12 protein-coding genes and 1 pseudogene are annotated in these 17,022 nt (G+C 68.3%); 8 read left to right on the top strand and 5 right to left on the bottom strand.

Annotated features, from left to right (window positions below):
• The 4 genes from OSC30_RS00005 to OSC30_RS00020 form a co-directional block, all read left to right on the top strand.
• A partial coding sequence (locus tag OSC30_RS00005; RefSeq protein WP_267169783.1) for an ATP-binding cassette domain-containing protein occupies positions 1-1,060 on the top strand: 1,060 nt, incomplete at its 5' end.
• On the top strand, positions 1,057-1,971 hold the full coding sequence (locus OSC30_RS00010) for a phosphoglycerate mutase (protein WP_267169784.1): 915 nt from the start codon (positions 1,057-1,059) through the stop codon (positions 1,969-1,971). The genes OSC30_RS00005 and OSC30_RS00010, both read left to right, overlap by 4 nt.
• Complete coding sequence (recJ, locus tag OSC30_RS00015) at positions 1,968-3,755, top strand: single-stranded-DNA-specific exonuclease RecJ (protein ID WP_267169785.1); 1,788 nt, start codon at positions 1,968-1,970, stop codon at positions 3,753-3,755. The genes OSC30_RS00010 and recJ overlap by 4 nt, the downstream gene beginning before the upstream one ends.
• A gap of 304 nt (positions 3,756-4,059) precedes the next feature.
• Positions 4,060-4,443: a SpoIIAA family protein gene (locus OSC30_RS00020; protein WP_267169786.1), complete on the top strand. Its 384-nt coding sequence runs from the start codon at positions 4,060-4,062 to the stop codon at positions 4,441-4,443.
• Positions 4,444-4,620: 177 nt separating this feature from the next.
• Here OSC30_RS00020 and OSC30_RS00025 read toward each other — a convergent pair whose 3' ends face one another.
• Both OSC30_RS00025 and OSC30_RS00030 read right to left on the bottom strand, forming a co-directional pair.
• Positions 4,621-4,983: a response regulator gene (locus tag OSC30_RS00025; RefSeq protein ID WP_267169787.1), complete on the bottom strand. Its 363-nt coding sequence runs from the start codon at positions 4,981-4,983 to the stop codon at positions 4,621-4,623.
• Positions 4,984-4,985: 2 nt separating this feature from the next.
• Positions 4,986-6,392, bottom strand: coding sequence for an ATPase domain-containing protein (locus tag OSC30_RS00030; protein ID WP_267169788.1), 1,407 nt, complete (start codon positions 6,390-6,392; stop codon positions 4,986-4,988).
• Positions 6,393-6,841: 449 nt separating this feature from the next.
• Between OSC30_RS00030 and OSC30_RS00035 the strand changes: the two genes are divergently transcribed.
• The 3 genes from OSC30_RS00035 to OSC30_RS00045 all read left to right on the top strand — a co-directional run bounded on the left by OSC30_RS00035 (position 6,842) and on the right by OSC30_RS00045 (position 10,561).
• On the top strand, positions 6,842-8,275 hold the full coding sequence (locus OSC30_RS00035; RefSeq protein ID WP_267169789.1) for a tyrosinase family protein: 1,434 nt from the start codon (positions 6,842-6,844) through the stop codon (positions 8,273-8,275).
• A gap of 215 nt (positions 8,276-8,490) precedes the next feature.
• Positions 8,491-9,309: a CPBP family intramembrane glutamic endopeptidase gene (locus OSC30_RS00040; protein ID WP_267169790.1), complete on the top strand. Its 819-nt coding sequence runs from the start codon at positions 8,491-8,493 to the stop codon at positions 9,307-9,309.
• Between the two features lie 97 nt (positions 9,310-9,406).
• Complete coding sequence (locus OSC30_RS00045) at positions 9,407-10,561, top strand: YncE family protein (RefSeq protein WP_267169791.1); 1,155 nt, start codon at positions 9,407-9,409, stop codon at positions 10,559-10,561.
• Positions 10,562-10,654: 93 nt separating this feature from the next.
• Here the strand turns inward: OSC30_RS00045 and OSC30_RS00050 are convergent, their stop codons facing one another.
• The 3 genes and pseudogenes from OSC30_RS00050 to scpC all read right to left on the bottom strand — a co-directional run bounded on the left by OSC30_RS00050 (position 10,655) and on the right by scpC (position 13,969).
• Positions 10,655-11,689, bottom strand: a complete 1,035-nt coding sequence (locus OSC30_RS00050; protein WP_267169792.1) for an NADP-dependent oxidoreductase — start codon at positions 11,687-11,689, stop codon at positions 10,655-10,657.
• An 82-nt stretch (positions 11,690-11,771) separates the two neighbouring features.
• Complete coding sequence (locus OSC30_RS00055; RefSeq protein ID WP_209618205.1) at positions 11,772-12,338, bottom strand: flavodoxin domain-containing protein; 567 nt, start codon at positions 12,336-12,338, stop codon at positions 11,772-11,774.
• Positions 12,339-12,446: 108 nt separating this feature from the next.
• Positions 12,447-13,969 (bottom strand): annotated as a pseudogene (gene scpC / locus OSC30_RS00060) (succinyl-CoA:acetate CoA-transferase ScpC).
• A 292-nt stretch (positions 13,970-14,261) separates the two neighbouring features.
• Here scpC and OSC30_RS00065 point away from each other — a divergent pair.
• Positions 14,262-16,844: a PAS domain-containing protein gene (locus OSC30_RS00065; protein ID WP_267169793.1), complete on the top strand. Its 2,583-nt coding sequence runs from the start codon at positions 14,262-14,264 to the stop codon at positions 16,842-16,844.
• The last annotated feature ends 178 nt before the right edge of the window (positions 16,845-17,022 follow it).

Here is a 17,022-nt window from a genome sequence, read left to right on the forward strand (position 1 = left end):
CCCCCCCCCCGGGGCTGGCGGGGAAGGGATATCGGAGCGCGCTTCGATGGAGCCCGGGGCAAGCCTTGGCCCCTCACCCCACCCCTCTCCCCGGAGGGGAGAGGGGGCAAACGCCGCCCTTGCGGGCGAGGCTTATCATCAAGAAGCGGCGGTCGTCCTTGCGGACGTCCGCTTTCGACTGGAAGCGGGCGAACGCATCGGCCTGCTGGGTCCCAACGGCGCCGGCAAGTCGACCCTGGTCAAGACGCTGGTTGGCGATCTTTCACCCCTGGCCGGCGAGCGCAAGGCACACAAGGACCTCAAGATCGGCTACTTCGCCCAGCACACGGTCGAGAGCCTGCGCGAGGGTGCCAGCCCGATCGACCACCTGCAGGACAAAGCCCCCGGCGTGGCCGCGCAGGTGCTGCGCGACTTCCTGGGCGGCTGGAACTTCGCCGGCGACCGTGCCTTCGAACCGGTCGACGGCTTCTCCGGCGGCGAGCGCGCGCGCCTGGCGCTGGCGTTGATCGCCTGGGACAAGCCCAACCTGCTGCTGCTCGACGAGCCGACCAACCATCTGGACCTGGACATGCGCGAGGCGTTGGCCGACGCGCTGGCCGATTTCGACGGCACCCTCGTGCTGGTCTCGCACGATCGCCACCTGCTGGGCCTGGTCTGCGACAGCTTCTGGCGCGTGGCCGACGGCGTGGTCGAACCGTTCGACGGTGACCTGGACGATTACGCGCGCTGGCTGCGCTCGCGCGGTTCGGCCGTAAAGAAGGCCAGCGAGCCGGCGGCGCCGACCGAGTCCGCCGCAGACCGCCGACGCGCCGCGGCCGCCCAGCGCGAGCAGGACAAGGCGGCCAAGGCCCGCGTGAAGAAGATCGAGGCGCGAGTGGCCGCCATCGACGCGGACCTGGTCACCGTCGAGGCTCGGCTGGCCGATCCGGCCACCTACAACGGTCCGACCGCCGAGTTGATGAAGCTCGGTCAGCGCCAGGCCGACCTTCGCCGCGAGAAGGAAACGCTCGAAGCGCAATGGCTCGAGCTCTACGAACAACTGGAGGCCGCCAGCGCATGAGCGTGGAACTGTGGCTGCCCGCGCTCGCGCGCTTCGAGCCCGCGCATCCGCTGCGTCGCCTGCTGGCCCGCGCCGACCGGCTGGCCGATGGCCCGCGCGGCTATCTGGCCGGGCTCGCCGCCTGGTTCGACGCCCCGCAGCCGCTGCCCGCCGCCGCGCTCACCCGTGAACTGGCCGCCGCCGACGCGGGTGATGCGTCGTGGCTGTGCGCCGACCCGGCCTGGGTCGAGCCGGACCTGAGCGGTGCGCGCCTGCTCGCCTGCGGGCAGATGCAGCTGTCGCAGGCCGAGGCCGAAGCGTTGGCCGAGCCGCTGACGCCGCTGCTGGCGGAGCAGGGCATGGCGCTGCTGCTGACCACTCCCGAACGCTGGCACGTGCGCCTTCCGCCCGGCACGGCGGTGCCGGCTTTCCCCGCGCCGGAACAGGCGCTCGGCGAGAATCTGCTTCAGCACCTGCCGCAGGGGCCGGAGGGCCGGCGCTGGCGGATCCTGCAGAACGAGCTGCAAGTGGCGCTGCACCAGCATCCGTTGAACGCGCAACGCCGCGCTGCCGGCAAGCCACCGGTCAACAGCCTGTGGTTGTGGGGCGCTGGCGTGTTGCCGGCGCGCATTCGTACAGACCTGCCCGGCGTGACGAGCGACGATCCGCTGCTGCGCGCGCTGGCGGCGCGCGCGGGCATCGCGCACCGCGCGCGTCCGCAGGGCGCATCGATGGAATGGCCGGGTGACTTGCCGCTTGGCGGGCTGCTCGACCTGCAGGACCTGCCCGCCAACGTGATCGCCGATGCCTGGTGGCCTGCCATCGCAACCGTTGCCGGTCGTCACCCGCTACGCCTGATCTTCGCCAGCGGCGAGCGCTGGGAACATCGACCCTGGCACCGCTGGCGCATCTGGCGCGGGCCCCGGGCATGAGGACGCCCACGCTGCGCCGGCGTGAATCACAAGGTGCGCCCGAAGGTTGGAGCGAGGCGGTGCATCCGGTGCTGCGTGACGTCTATGCCGCGCGTGGCGTCTTGCATCCGGCGCAGGCCGAACACCGCCTGCGCCATCTGCTGGCGCCGCAGGCGCTGGGCGGACTGGCACGCGCCGTCGACCTGCTGATCGAAGCGATCGCCGGCGACTGGTCGATCGTCATCGCCGGCGACTACGACTGCGACGGGGCAACCGGCACCGCCGTGGCCGTGCGCGGGCTGCGCCTGCTCGGTGCGCGGCGCGTCGGCTATGCGATTCCCAACCGCTTCGTGCACGGCTACGGCCTGAGCCCCGCACTGGTCGCCTCGCTCGATCCTGCGCCGCAGCTGATCGTCACCGTCGACAACGGCGTGGCCAGTCTCGCCGGCGTGGCGGCGGCCAAGGCGCGCGGCATCCGCGTGATCGTCACCGACCATCACCTGCCGGGCGAGCAACTGCCTGCCGCCGATGCGCTGGTCAATCCCAATGTGCTGGAGGTGCGCGCCTGCGGGCACGGCACGCCGGCGTGCGCGCAATGCGCCGACGATGCGCGCATGAACCGGGAATTTCCCAGTCGCGCGCTGGCCGGCGTGGGGGTGATGTTCTACCTGCTGCTTGCCGTGCGCGCGGGATTGCGCGGCAAGGGCGCCTTCGCGGCGCGTACCGAACCGGACCTTTCCTGCCTGCTCGACCTGGTCGCACTCGGCACCGTGGCCGATCTGGTCCCGCTGGACTTCAACAACCGCGTGCTGATCGAGGCGGGGCTCAAACGCATCCGAAGCGGCCGCGCCTGCCCGGGCATCACCGCGCTGGTGGAGGCCGGCAAGCGCAGCCTGGCCAGCATCTGCGCCAGCGATCTGGGCTATGCGGTAGGGCCTCGGTTGAACGCCGCCGGTCGGATGGAAGACATGCGGTTGGGCGTCGAATGTCTGCTCACCGACGATCCTGGCCAGGCGCGCGAGCTTGCCGCGCGGCTGAGCGTCATCAACCAGGAACGCCGCGACCTGCAGGAGGCCATGGTCGCCGAGGCCGAGGCGATGATCGGCGCGCTCGCGCTCGAAGGCGTGGGCCAGCGCACCGGCGTCACCCTGTACGAGCCCTCGTGGCATGCCGGCGTGGTCGGCCTGGTCGCCTCCAAGCTCAAGGAGCGCCTGCACCGCCCGGTAATCGCTTTTGCGCCGGCCGACGAGGAGCGCCCCGATGAACTGCGCGGCTCCGCCCGTTCCATCGCCGGTTTCCACGTGCGCGATGCGCTGGCGGCCATTGACGCGCGCATGCCGGGCCTGATCGAGCGCTTCGGCGGCCACGCCATGGCCGCGGGCCTGAGCCTGAAGGCCAGCGACTACCCGCGCTTCGCCGACGCCTTCGACGCCCTGGCGCGCGAATGGCTGGACGAGGAGCGCCTGCAAGCGGTGCTTTACACCGACGGCGAATTGCCGCCGGGTACCTTCAACCTCGACCTCGCCCGCCAGTTGCGCGACGGCGGGCCGTGGGGGCAGGGCTTCCCCGAGCCGCTGTTCGACAACCTGTTCGAGTGTGCGCAATGGCGCGCGATGGGCGAGCGCCACTGGCGCCTGAGCCTGCGCGATCCACGCGATGGCGGCGTGCACGAGGCGGTGATGTTCAACGTGCGCGCAGCGGCACCGCCGCCGCGCCTGCGCGCGGTGTACGAGTTGACCATCAACGAATGGCAGGGCCGCGAGAGCGCGCGGCTGCTGCTGCGCCACGTCGAGCCGGCGCCCTGACGACCCCGCCATTCCCTGTGGAAACCTTCTTGCCTCCCCCCACGTAAGCGCATGCTTGCCAGTGCGGCGCGTGGATAAGCCCCTCCCCCTGCTTGCAGGGGGAGGCTGGGAGGGGGTTGCCCGTCCGGAGCGAAAGAGCACCCCTCCCCAACCCTCCCCTGCAAGCAGGGGAGGGGGCATGCAGGGACGATGAGTGTGCCTCCGTGGATCGGCGGCGTGGGGCCCGAGGCTTTCACGTACCCAAGCTTGCATAGCCGCGCCCGCCGCGCTTCGATGGAGTTCCGACCACGCGGAGACCCACTCCATGATCGAGCAGATGACCGACCTGCCAGCCGGCGCGCTGGGCTTCACCGCGCGCGGCCTGGTGACTGCGGCCGATTACGAGAACGTGTTCGTGCCCGACGTGGAGGCCGCCTTCGCACTCAACCGCAAGTTGCGGCTGGTCTACCACGTAGGGCACGAGTTCACCGGCTTCGAGCCGGGTGCGATGTGGGACGACACCAAGCTGGGCTTTCGCCACTGGAGCGGCTGGGAGCGCATCGCGCTGGTGACCGACGTCAACTGGCTGCGCCTGGTAGCCCGCACGATGGGCTTTACCGTGCCGGGCGAGTTCCGCCTTTACCGCAACGACCAGCTGGCCGAGGCCAAGGCGTGGATCAGCGAATCGTTCCGCGAACACCACGCCTGAGCGGCGTGCGGCTTGACGGTGCCGGTGCAAGTCGATCGCCTGTTCCTCGCCCGCGGCGTTGCCTTGGGGTCCGGCCTTTGCAGTCAGTGCAGATCCTTCCAGTCGTGCGGTATCCACGGTGCAGAAGGAGTGGGCGTGCGGAAAGCCACCCCATGACCGGTCGCTTCTTTGCTGTCTTCAACCCACTCCGGATTGGGCCCGGAATGCATCCACCAGCGCCAGCAGCTTGCGCGTGCCGTAGGGCTTGGCCAGGTAGGCGTCGTAGGGAGGATGCCGGGGCAGGTGATCCTCGGGAATCGCCGTGGTGAGGATGATCGGGCGATCGAAGCCGGCCTCGCGCAGGCGCTCGATCATCTCCAGACCACTGAGGCAGGGCATCATGAAGTCGGTGACGATGAGTTCGGGCTGCTCCTGCAGCGCGATCTCCAGGCCTTCATGCCCGTCGGTGGCCACGGTCACGTGGTAGCCGACCTCCTCCAGTACGGTGGCGGCCACCAGCGCCACGTCGGGCTCGTCTTCGACCAGAAGTACTCGCAGCATGATCAGGCCGCTTTACCGGACGACCCGACCCGCGGATCCGGCCCGAAGGCGATGCCGGCGGGACCGATGTGGAACTCGTGCGTGCGCGGGTCGAAGTCGCTGTCGCGCAGCTTGATCACCGACAGGTGGCGCCGGAACGCATGGTCGCGCCGGCCGGTGTTGAGCAGCAGTACGTTGTCGACCATGGCCGAAAGCTCGTCGCTGGGCATCATGGCGTGCCCCAGCTCCAGTTCGGGGATCTCGGAGGTGTACACCACGGTGGCGCCGATCGCGCCCAGTTGCATGCTCAACGCGTTGATCACGTACGGCATGCGGCTGGTGATCACCAGGCTGTCGCGGATCGCCACCAGGCCGTCGATGAAGACCCGCTTGACGTTGCGTGCCCGGGCACGGTTGACGATGTCGCGCACCACCTCGTCGACGATGTTCTCCGCCGGCGGCAGCCACGAGAGCTCCAGCGCGCCCGCTTCGATCGGCGTGTCCAGGTCCAGCCCGAGGCTGCGTGCCTTTTCGCGGATGTGCGCCGGTGTTTCGTAGAAGCCGAGCATCAAGCCCGGCTCCCGAGCATGGGATCGGGACAGGAAATGCAGACCCAGGGTGGTTTTGCCCGAGCCGGTGGGGCCGACCAGCAGCGTGCCCGATGCCGCCGGCAGGCCGCCCTCCAGCAGGCCGTCCAGACCGCGGTGCCCGGTGGCAACGCGGTCGGTCCCGGTCAGCGCCGGCGGGTTCGGATCCATGGCGATTTCCGCCCGCGGGAACACGTCGATGCCGGCCTGGGTGATGCGCAGCCGATGCTTGCCCGGAAGAATCGCCGCACCGCGGTGCTTCCTGACCTGGATGGTGCGGAAGGCGCGGAAACCCTGGATCTCGTCGCTCATCTCGATCCAGCCATCGACCATGGTGTGCTCGGGGCAACTGGCGTCACGGTTCTGATGGGTAAGCATCACCAGCACGGCGTCGGCCATGCCGGCCACGCCTTGCAGGGTGTGGATGAAGGCGCGGAACTCCTGCTCCGAGGCTACCGATTGGGCCACGAACGTGCCGTCGAGCACCATCGCCGTGGCGCGGTGCCGCTTGAGCTCGTGCTGCACCAGCTTGAGCAGCCCGGGCAGGCCTTCGCGCTCGAGCACACCGTAGCCGCTGATGTATTGCATCGCATCGGGAAGCGCGCTGCCCTCGAAGAAACCCATCTGGCTGACGTAGTTGAGCATCCGCGAGCTCGACTCGGCCAGCAGCGTCATGTAGAGCGCGCGGCCGCCGGCACGCACGTGGGCATAGCAGAACTGGTTGGCCATGATCGTCTTGCCGGCGCCCGGCGGCCCTTGGACGATGTAGGCCGAACCGCGGATGAATCCGCCATCGGTCAATTGGTCCAGACCCTCGATGCCAGTCGAGAATTTTTCGAGCACGGTTTACTCCAAAACGTATTCCGGCCCGGCCGCCACGGTATCGGTGTGGCCGCGCCGCTGACGGCGAATCGCGCATGGTAGCCCTTTGCACTGCCGCAAGGGAAAGGCGCGCATGTTCCGATACCGGCCAAGCGAGCGCATGCATGGCATCCGGCCTGTTTGATGCAAACAACAAAATGTTGCCGGCGCCGACGGACAAGCGGATTCGGCGGTCGTCTTGACCGTCCATTGACGCCATCAGCTATTCACTGCGGTGCCCCCCAAAGGCAGGAGCCGGGTGCGAGGAAACGGCAGTGTGCGGTGTGGACGCCCAGCTGCCGTTTCGTTTGCTCGAGTCCCAAGGCGCAAGTGTCGTTGATGTGTGTCGGGCCTCATGCCCCAGGACCGTCTCCGCGGCAGGCCCGCTGCGGCGACCGGTCGCCCGAGGCCTCGTTCTTGCGGAGAAAATCATGATTTCCAGAAGGCGTTTCCTGCAGTCTTCGGTTTCGCTCGCACTGGTGCCGCTGTTGCCGCGGGTCGCCATGTCGGCTGGCCTGCGCATCCGGCCAAGCTGGGAAGTGTTCTGCCAGGGGCCGACGTTCGCCTCCTTCTGCAGCGCCATCGCGTCGATGAAGGCCAACAAGGACAACACCGACCCCACGGCGTGGACGTACTGGTCCGAGTCCCACCGCCAGTTCTGTCCCCACGGCAGGGCTTACTTCCTGGCCTGGCACCGCGGCTTCCTCTACCGCTTCGAGGGCAACCTGCGCAGGATTTCCGGCGACCCGAACCTGGTGCTGCCGTACTGGAACTACTACGACAGCCCCACGATTCCGCCCGAGTTCCTCGACCCGGCGCTGCCGCTGTACCGGGGCGACCGCACCGGTTTCGACGTGTCCAACGCCAACAGCATGGATGCGTTCGACGATACGCTCATCCACTTCCAGCGCGGCAAGACCGACGCGTTCGAGCCCATGGTGGAGACGCGGCCGCACAATCGCGTGCACAACCTGATCGGCGGCGCGATGTCCTCGATTCCGACTTCGCCCCGGGATCCGCTGTTCTGGGTCCACCACGCCAACATCGATCGTCTGTGGGCGGCCTGGTCGAAGGCGGGCAACGGACGGCGCCAGCCGGCGGCTTCGAACATCTATTGGTCCGGCAGTTTCCAGTTCGGCAGCGCGACCAAGGACGTGCCGCGGGTCTGGACCACCTCCACCTCGGCCAATCTGGGCTATCAGTACGACAACGAGACGATGCCCAGCGCCACACCGCCGCCGCCGAGCGGTTCGACGGCGCAGGCCGCGGTCTTCAGCCTGGCCGGCGGATTGCCCGAACGGCCGGCGAGCATCCAGCGCGCGCCGCTGGGCGTCGCCCGGCCGCTGGCGCTGGACGAGCGCTCGATCAGCGTGGACGTACCGCTCAGCGCGCAGGACGCCAACCGCGTGCGCTCGGTCATGCTCGCGGCGCGCACCACAGCCGCGGCGACCGACGAGAGCAGTCCGTTGCGTGTCGTCCTCGATGGTGTGCATTTGACCGGGCTGGGCGAGAAGGGCGGCTATTTCTACGACGTCTACGTCAACCTGCCGGGGCGGGGCGGTGCGAGCGCGCCGCCGCGCGCCTACCTGATCGGCTCGATCGGCGCCTTCGAGATCAGCGTGGCGCAGATGAAGGCGCGCATGGGCAGCAAAGGCATGCAGGGCATGGGTATGGCCATGCACGCGGCCCATGCGGGCAACGCGCGGCTGGTGTTGCCGATGGCCGATGCCCTGCGGCGAATCTGGCCGACCCAGCTGGACCGGCTGACCATCTCCTTCGTGCGCAAGGATGGCCGCAAACACCCGGCCACGGGTGAGGTCATCCGCATCAAGAGCTTCAGCGTGGAGGCGGGCTCGGCGATGTGACGGGCACATAGCGGTCGGCCAGGCCAGGGGCGTCGCCGGGAGGTGGCGCCCCTGGCCGTTTCGGCGGCGGCCTCTGTGCCTGATGCCGGTATCGAAACAGGCCCCAAACGGGTGTCTGTGCCCGGACGGTGCGATCGCGTGGATCGGCCATCCGCGCCGCGGCGGGACGTATTACGATGCTGCGCCGCCATCAGCGGTCAGCCGGCGATAACCCCATGAACCGACCGTTGGCCCTTCTTCCATGGCTGCTCGGCTTTGTCGTGCTCGACCTCTACGCCAACCTCGTGCCCCGCCTGGTAGGCGTCGCGGTGCCGGTGTGGCTGGCTTACGTTGGCGGGTTCTTCGTGCTGGCGTTCCTCATCTGCCGGTATGGGCTCGGCATCACCCGCAGCGCGTCGCTGGGGCTGGCCCGGCCGGCCGGTTGGGGACGCTGGCTCGGCGCCGGCTTCGCCATCGGTTTCGGCATCTGGGCGCTCAAGAACGGCGTATTCTGGGCGATGGGCAAGTTCGAACTGGTCGGCTGGCGTGATGCCGGCTTCGCCTTGCCGCTGCTGGGCAAGGCGCTGTTCGGCATGTTCTTCGCCGCGGCGATCAACGACCTGATGATCCGCGGCTACGGCCTGGCCTTCTGCCGCCGCTTCGAACTGATGCGCTGGTACGTGCTGCTTACGGTCGTGGTCTATGCGCTGGACGACTCGTGGAACGAGGGCATCGACGCGGGCAACCTGGTGTTCTCGGCGATCCTCGGCCTCTCGCTGGCCTGGACGGTGCTCAGGACCGGCACGCTCTGGATGGCCATCGGCATCCATTGGGGCGGCAACGTCTGCTACCGGCTCATGTCCGGCTTCGATGGCCAGGGCGTGCCGCGCCTGCAACACGTGCTCGACGGGACGCGTTTCGAGTACGCCGCCCTGGCGGTGACTGCACTGATGTTTCCGCTGGTCGCGTGGGTGCTGCGATGGATGGGGCAGAGTGCCACTGGCAGCGTCACGGTTGAAGGCGTTCGCGCGAGCGATGAGTTGCGGCCGGGCTGAACCGGTCGCGCCTGCGCCGGGCTGTGCGTGACTTGTGGGCTTTGACCCCGCGGCCGCGCGCAGGCCACCCTGCGCTTTCCCCGCACCGGAGTAGCGCATGCGCCGCGTCGTCCTCGCCGCCATCGTCCTCTTCTTCGTCCCGACCGGCGCCTGCCTGGGCCAGGTCATCGGAGTGGCTCTGGATTCGAAGGTCGTGCTGGTGGATGGCAAGCCGCAGGTTCCCGCCGGCAAACCCGCCGATGCCGCCGCCTTCTTCCGCTTCACCGATTCGCGCATCGAAAACCTGGGCAAGGTCGCCGTGCCGACCAGCTATCTCGGGCCGCCGTCGTCCGTAGCCGTGTCGGCCGACGGCGCACTGGCGCTGGTCACCGCGTCATTCCGGCGCGATCCAGCCGATCCGGGCAAGCTCGTGCCGGATGACCGGCTCTCGGTGATCGACCTCACCGCCTCGCCGTTGCGCGTGGTGCAGACGCTGCACCTCGGGCTCTCGCCCTCATCGGTGCGGATCAGCCCCGATGGCCGCATCGCCCTGGTCATGAGCAACCCGGACGACCGCCTGATCGTGCTGTCGATCGAAGGCCATCACGCCTCCATCGTGCAGCGGTTGACACCCCTGAAAGGCGGTGGCCCGCACGCGGCTGCCTTCGCGGTGGACGGCAAGCGCGTGCTGATCACCTTGCCGGACGCACAGAAGGTGGGCATGTACGCCATCGACCACGGCCGCCTGCGGCTGCCTGCCATCCGCGAGCTGACCGCGGGCGTCACACCCTTCGCGGTGGCGTTCTGCGGCACCAGCGGCTATGCCGTGGTCAACAATTTCGGCAGCGCCAGTGGCGACACGGACACGGTCAGCCTGATCGACGTCTCTGGCGCATTGCCGCGCGTGATCGATACCGCCTCCGTCGGGCCCGCACCCGAAGACGTGGCCTGTTCGCCCGATGGCCGCTACGTTGCCGCTTCGGTGCAGAACCTCAGCAACCGCCCCGCGACCGCTCCGTTCCATGCCACGCAAAGCAAACTGGTCGTGCTCGAGATCGCGGGCAAGCGGCTGCGTCGCGTGGCCGAGACATCAACCGGCGCCTGGGCCGAGGGCGCCGGTTTCCTTGACGACTCCCGCACGCTGTTCATCCAGAGCATCGTCGACCGCTCGATGGCGTTCTATCGCATCGAGGGCGGCCAGCTGGTTCGTGCGATGCCCACGCAGGTGTTCGAACACGCGGCCCCGGTCGCCTACGGCATCGGCGGCCGCTAGCGGCGCTGCTCCCTGTCTCCGCTGCGCAGATGGCCAGGGTGGCAGGCCGGGGCATGCCCTTTTCGAAGCCGCTTCGGCGACCATCCAACCCCATCACTCCTGCGCGATCCTCACCACCAGCTTGCCGAAGTTGCTCCCTTCCAGCATGCCGATGAATGCCTGCGGCGCATTTTCCAGCCCCTCGACCACATCCTCGCGGTACTTGATCTTTCCTTGCCGCACCCAATCGCCCATGGCCGCTAGGAACTCCCCGAAGCGCGGCCCGTAGTCGTCGAAGATGATGAACCCCTGCACCTTCATCCGCTTGCTGAGGACGGTGCTCATGAGCAGCCCCAGCCGGTCGGGACCGGCTGGCAACGCCGTGTCGTTGTAGTGCGCGATCAGCCCGCACAGCGGAATGCGCGCCTTGGTGTTGAGCAACGGCAGCACCGCGTCGAACACCAGCCCGCCCACGCTCTCGAAATAAACGTCGATCCCCTGGCGGCAGGCGGCCTCCAGTTGCTGCGGAAAATCCTTCGCCCGGTGGTCCGCGCAGGCATCGAAACCCAGTTCGTCCATCACGTAACCGCACTTCTCGCCACCACCGGCCACACCTACCACGTGGCAGCCCTGGAGCTTGGCGATCTGGCCGACCACCGAACCGACCGCGCCGCTGGCAGCCGCCACCACCACTGTCTCGCCCGGCTGCGGCTGGCCGATGTCCAGCAGACCCATGTAGGCGGTGAATCCCGGCATGCCCAGCACGCCCAACGCCAGCGAGGGTTGCGCCATGCCCGGGTCCAGCCGGCTCAAGCCTTGACCGTCCGACAACGCGTAGTCCTGCCAGCCGCCGTAGGCCAGTACCAGGTCGCCGGCCTGCCATTGCGGATGGTTCGAAGCGATCACCCGCGCGACGGTGCCGCCAACCATCACATCGCCCACCGCCATGGGCTCGGCGTAGGACTCCGCGTCGCTCATGCGCCCGCGCATGTAAGGATCGAGCGAGAGGTACAGATTGCGCAGCAACACCTCGCCCTCGCCGGCTACGGGGACCGGCCGCTCGGCCAGCGCGAAATCGGCAGCCGTCGGCGCACCGACTGGACGGGAGGCCAGGGTGATCTGGCGGTTGACGGAAGCAGGGGAGGTCATGGCGGACCCGTGTGTAGCCTGGGATCGCATACCTTCGTACATCCGCCGTGGCGCTGGCGTGCAATAGGGCAAGAAACCGCTCCTACATAACAACGTCCCGTTGGCGCGTACCCCCGACCAGCCATGCATCCACCTGCCGATGCCACTCGGCCAGCGCGGCAGCGTCCTCGTCATCCACTTCCACCGGCGGGAACCCGGCGTGGGCTCCGCTGATCTGCAGCCACGCATGCAGGCGACGCCCGAAACCGCAGAACTCCCGATAGCAGCGGTCTCCCAGGGACAACAGGCCGTAATGCAGCGCGCTCAGCGCAGCCGGGTCGCCCATGCGTTCGCAGAAGCCCTGCGCCATATCCGGTGGATCGCCGTCGTAGGTGGTGCTGACCACCAGCAGCGCCTGCGGGCTGGCGGCCAGCAGCTCGGGCGTCAACGCGTCGAACTCCATCAGCAGCACGCCCACGCCGGCGCGTCGCAGACGTGCCGCCGTATCGCGCGCGTAGTGTTCGGCCACGCCGGTCTGCGTGGCGTAGGCCAGCAAGAGTGAAGGCTCGGGCAGGCGCTCTGACGTGGGCGGCGTCGCGGCCACCCAGGAAGGCGAAACCGTCGCCGCGCCCGCCGCGATACGCAGGCCGATACGGGAAATCCAGCTCATGCCGCAAGGCTAATCGGCAAGCTCGACCCGCGCGCTGATCTGAATCAGCAGGCGGCCGCCCCTGGTCTTCCGCAGGGCGGGCTTCAGTCCGCCTCCAAGGCGCCCGCACTATGAAGAGACCCGCATCGTGCCCGTATCGATAAAGCGCTGGTGCCACGACAGCGCCTCGGTGAGCAGCGAGGGCGACTGCTGCCCGTACGAGTGGGCCCGCGCCCGCGCGAAATAATCGGCCAGCGCGGGCCGGTAATCCGGGTGCGCGCAGGTGTCGATGATCAGCCGCGCCCGCTGCTTGGGCGACAAGCCGCGCAGGTCGGCCAGCCCCTGCTCGGTGACGAGCACCTGCACGTCCTGCGGGATGTGGTCGACGTGGCTGGCCTGCGGGACGATCGCGGAAATGCGCCCGTCCTTGGCCGTGGAGGGCGTCATGAAGATCGAGATGTAGGCGTTGCGCGCGAAGTCGCCCGAACCGCCAATGCCGTTCTGGATGCGCGAGCCCATCACATGGGTGGAATTGACCGCGCCATAGATGTCGGCCTCGATCATCCCGTTCATGGCCAGGCAACCGAGCCGGCGGATCACCTCCGGATGGTTGCTGATCTCCTGCGGCGGCAACAGGATGCGCTCGCGATAGCGCGCCACGTCGGCATTGAACGCGGCGGCCGCCTCCGGGCTGAGCGAGAAGCCGGTTGCCGAGATCACGCCCAGCCGGCCGGCCGCCAGCAGGTCGAGCATGCCGTCCTGGATCACCTCGGTGTAGGCATTCATGCGCTCGAACGGACTGTCGATCAGGCCGCCGAGTACCGCGTTGGGGATGTTGCCCACGCCCGACTGGATCGGCAGCAGCGCGGACGGCAGCCGCCCGACCTTCACCTCGTGGCGCAGGAACTCGAGCAGGTGGCCGGCGATCGCCCGGGCGGCTGCGTCCGGGCCCTGAACGGCAGGTTGCGATCCGGCGCATCGGTTTCCACCACCGCGACCACCTTGTCCGGATCGCAGCGCAGGTAAGGCTCGCCGATGCGGTCGCCGGGCCGCACGATCGGGATCGGCACGCGGTTGGGCGGCAGCGCGGTGCCGTAGTAGATGTCGTGCATGCCATCGAGCGCCGCGCTCTGCCAGCGGTTGACCTCCACGATCACCTGGCGCGCCTGATCGATCCAGGTCTTGTTGTTGCCGACCGAGGACGAGGGCACCAGCGCGCCATCCTCCCGGATGCCGCTGACTTCGATCACCGCCGTGTCCAGCGGTCCCAAAAAACCCTGCCACGCCATCGGCGCGACCTGGCTCAAGTGCAGGTCGAAATACTCCATCCGGCCGGAGTTGATCTGCTCGCGCACGAGCGGGTCGGAGTTGTAGGGCAGGCGGAATTCGATGCCCTCGGCCCGTGCCAGCGCCCCGTCCAGCTCCGGCCCGGTCGAGGCACCGGTCCACACCCGCACGCGGAACAGCCGCCCGGCCGCGTGCTCGGCCTCGATCCGCGCCGCCAGCGCCATCGGCACCGCCTTGGGGTAGCCGGACCCGGTGAAGCCGCTCATGCCGACCGTGCTGTGCGGGGTAATGAAGCGGGCCGCTTTGTCCGCGCTCATCCGCTTGTCGCGCAGACGCGCGCACCCGATCCGATGCCTTGCACTCATCTCGCCCTCGGCCTTGCCTGGTTGGCGGAAAAGGCTACGACGGCTCGTGCGGTCCCGATGTGTGCGTGAGGGAAGACGGCCGACCTCTGCTTTGCACCGTGGGTGTCCGGCTCGCGGCCAGCGGCGTCCCGAGGCGAGGCGGCCGGTCGGTTCCTGCCGGTTGCATTTCTTTACCTCCTTTGTCAAAACTGCAAAACGTGACGCAGTTGGCGTTTTGCTTCCGTCCGCTTGGGGGCGGATGGAAGCGGGTCGAACGCCCTGCGCGGCACCTGGGGATAAACGGGAGACTCCGATGGCGGTTTCCGACCACAAGCACGCGGCCGAAGTCGCGCGGGGCAGCGGCGGCGTGGCTGCGATCATGCGCTCGCATGACTGGTCCCACTCGCCTCTGGGTCCTCCCGAGGGCTGGCCGCCGGCGATACGGCCGGTCGTCAGCCTGATGCTGAAATCCCGGTTTCCGATGTTCGTCGCCTGGGGGCCATCGCAGGCCATCATCTACAACGATGCCTACGCAGACATCCTCGGCAGCAAGCATGCGGGCATGCTGGGTCGCCCGTTCCGCGAGGTCTGGCCGGAATTCTGGCCCGATATGGCGCCGCTCCTCGCCGCGGCGATGGCGGGGCAGACGATCTATCGCCAGAACCTCCCGTTGCTGCTCAACCGCGAGGGCTACCCGGAACCGGCTTGGTTCACTTTCTCCTACTCCCCGGTGGAGGACGAGCAGGATCAGGTCGTCGGCATGTTCTGCGTGGTGGCGGACACCACCACGCAGGTCCTCGACGAGCGACGCCAGCGCTTCCAGATCGAACTGGATAGCGCGCAGGCCCAGTTGACCGACCTCCGGGCGATCATGGCCACCACCAGCGCGGCGCTGGGCCGCCACCTGGGTGCGAGCCGGGTGGGTTTCAGCGAGATGTCCGAAGATGGCGAAACGATCTTTTGCCGGGCCTGCTTTGCCGAGGGCGTGGCGCCGATTCTCGGCACGAGCCGCCTGTCTTCCCACGGACCCGACGCCGTCGCCCGACAGGCGGCCGGCTTTACCGAGGTTGCCTCCGACGTGGAAGCCGACCCGGCCCAGGTCCACGCCACCTGGCGTGCCCTCCAGACGCGCGCCTACGTTTCCGTACCGCGGGTGCGCGATGGTCGGCTGCAGGCCTCGCTGTACGTGAACTTTCGCGAGGTCCACCACTGGACGCCCGGCGAGATCGCACTGATCGAGGATGTGGCCAGCCGCACCTGGGCGGCGGTCGACCGTGCCCGCGCCGTGGCCGCCCTGCGCGAGAGCGAAAGCCGTTTTCGCGCGCTTGTCACGGCAGGTGGCTACACCGTCTACCGGATGAGCCCGGACTGGCGCGAGATGCTTTATCTGGAAAGCGATTCGTTCCTGCTCGACGCACCGTCGCCGACCACCACCTGGATGGATACCTACCTACACCCGGACGACCGTGACGAGATTGCGGCCGCGATCGGGAAGGCGATTGCGACCAAAAGCCTGTTTGACATGGAACACCGCGTGCGCCTGGCGGACGGCAGCTTCGGCTGGACGCACTCGCGCGCGGTGCCGGTGGTGGACGACGCTGGCCATATCACCGAATGGTTCGGCGCCGCGCACGACGTGACCGGACGCAAGCGCAACGAGCAGGCGTTGCAGCGCCTCACGGCCGAACTGGAGGACCGTGTGGCGGATGCCCTGCAGGAGCGCCAGATGGCGCTGGCTCAGGTGCACGAAATGCAGAAGATGGAGACGATTGGCCAGCTGACGGGGGGCGTGGCGCACGATTTCAACAATTTGCTCACGCCGATCGTAGGTGCTCTGGAACTGCTGGCGACGCGGTTGGAAGGGGATGGGCGCGCCCAGCACCTGGCGGCCGGCGGGTTGCAGGCTGCCGAGCGCGCCCGGGTGCTCATCCACCGGCTGCTGGCCTTCTCACGCCGGCAACACCTGGCGCCACGGCCGATCGATGTGGGCAAGCTGACCGAAGGGGTTGTGGACATGGTCTCGCGCACAGTGGGGCCGCAGATCAGGGTGCGGATGGAGTGCATGGCCGATCTGCCCGCGGTCATGGTGGACCCCAACCAGCTGGAATTGGCCCTGCTCAACCTTGCTGTCAACGCCCGCGATGCGATGCCCGAGGGCGGCGAGCTGGTCGTCGGCGCGGTCGAAGAAGCCGGTCCCGCGCGCTCCCAGTTGAAGGAGGGGCGGTTCGTGCGCTTTTTCGTTTCCGATACGGGCACGGGCATGGATGGCGACACCGCACGCCTCGCGATCGAACCGTTCTTCACCACCAAGGGTCTGGGGCGTGGCACCGGCCTGGGGCTGTCTTCGGTGCATGGGCTGGCGGTGCAGTCCGGCGGCGACCTGGCGCTGGAAAGCGTACCTGGGGCCGGCACCACCGTGCATCTGTGGCTACCCGTGTCGCCAGTGCCGCTGGAGTCCGCCGGTGAGGCAGTGGCTGATACGCCCATCCGTTGCATCCGATCGGCGGTCGTGCTGCTGGTGGACGACGAGGAGCTCGTTCGCGAAGGCACCGCCGAAATGCTCCTGCACGGCGGCTACAAGGTCGTCCAGGTTGCCTCCGGTTACGAAGCGCTGCGCAAGGTGACCGAGGGACTGGTTTTCGATGCGCTGGTCACCGACTTCGCGATGCCCGGCATGAGCGGTGCGGATGTCGCCCGCGAGGTGCGAAAGCTGCGCCCCGGGTTACCGACGCTGCTGGTGACCGGCTATGCGCAATTGTCCCAGGCCGAAACAGGCGACTTGCCGCGTCTGGCCAAGCCTTTCCGCCAATGCGATCTGATGGGGACCTTAGCCCGCCTGCTGGACGAAGGCACGGGCAGGCCGACCGACCTCGCGCTTCGTCGCCAGGTCGGCTGAGACGCCCTCCGTTCGCCGGCGCAGCTGCGGCGGGCGACTGGCGCCCCATCCTCGCCTCGTGCCGCCGCCACGGCCTCCCGCGGTGCGAGCGCCAAACCACCTCAATAACGTATTCTGGTGTGTTCAGCCATCGCGCCAGTTTACGGTGGTCTGTGCTACCAACACCTTTAATTGACGC

The organism is Frateuria hangzhouensis, assembly GCF_026410505.1.
In the GTDB taxonomy this organism is placed as follows: Bacteria; Pseudomonadota; Gammaproteobacteria; order Xanthomonadales; family Rhodanobacteraceae; genus Frateuria_A; species Frateuria_A hangzhouensis.

Excerpts from the sequence above, each read along its gene's own strand:
- OSC30_RS00010 (WP_267169784.1), top strand. The coding sequence starts at position 1,057 with ATGAGCGTGGAACTGTGGCTGCCCGCGCTCGCGCGCTTCGAGCCCGCG.
- recJ (WP_267169785.1), top strand. The coding sequence starts at position 1,968 with ATGAGGACGCCCACGCTGCGCCGGCGTGAATCACAAGGTGCGCCCGAA.
- OSC30_RS00020 (WP_267169786.1), top strand. The coding sequence starts at position 4,060 with ATGATCGAGCAGATGACCGACCTGCCAGCCGGCGCGCTGGGCTTCACC.
- OSC30_RS00025 (WP_267169787.1), bottom strand. The coding sequence starts at position 4,983 with ATGCTGCGAGTACTTCTGGTCGAAGACGAGCCCGACGTGGCGCTGGTG.
- OSC30_RS00035 (WP_267169789.1), top strand. The coding sequence starts at position 6,842 with ATGATTTCCAGAAGGCGTTTCCTGCAGTCTTCGGTTTCGCTCGCACTG.
- OSC30_RS00040 (WP_267169790.1), top strand. The coding sequence starts at position 8,491 with ATGAACCGACCGTTGGCCCTTCTTCCATGGCTGCTCGGCTTTGTCGTG.
- OSC30_RS00045 (WP_267169791.1), top strand. The coding sequence starts at position 9,407 with ATGCGCCGCGTCGTCCTCGCCGCCATCGTCCTCTTCTTCGTCCCGACC.
- OSC30_RS00050 (WP_267169792.1), bottom strand. The coding sequence starts at position 11,689 with ATGACCTCCCCTGCTTCCGTCAACCGCCAGATCACCCTGGCCTCCCGT.
- OSC30_RS00055 (WP_209618205.1), bottom strand. The coding sequence starts at position 12,338 with ATGAGCTGGATTTCCCGTATCGGCCTGCGTATCGCGGCGGGCGCGGCG.
- OSC30_RS00065 (WP_267169793.1), top strand. The coding sequence starts at position 14,262 with ATGGCGGTTTCCGACCACAAGCACGCGGCCGAAGTCGCGCGGGGCAGC.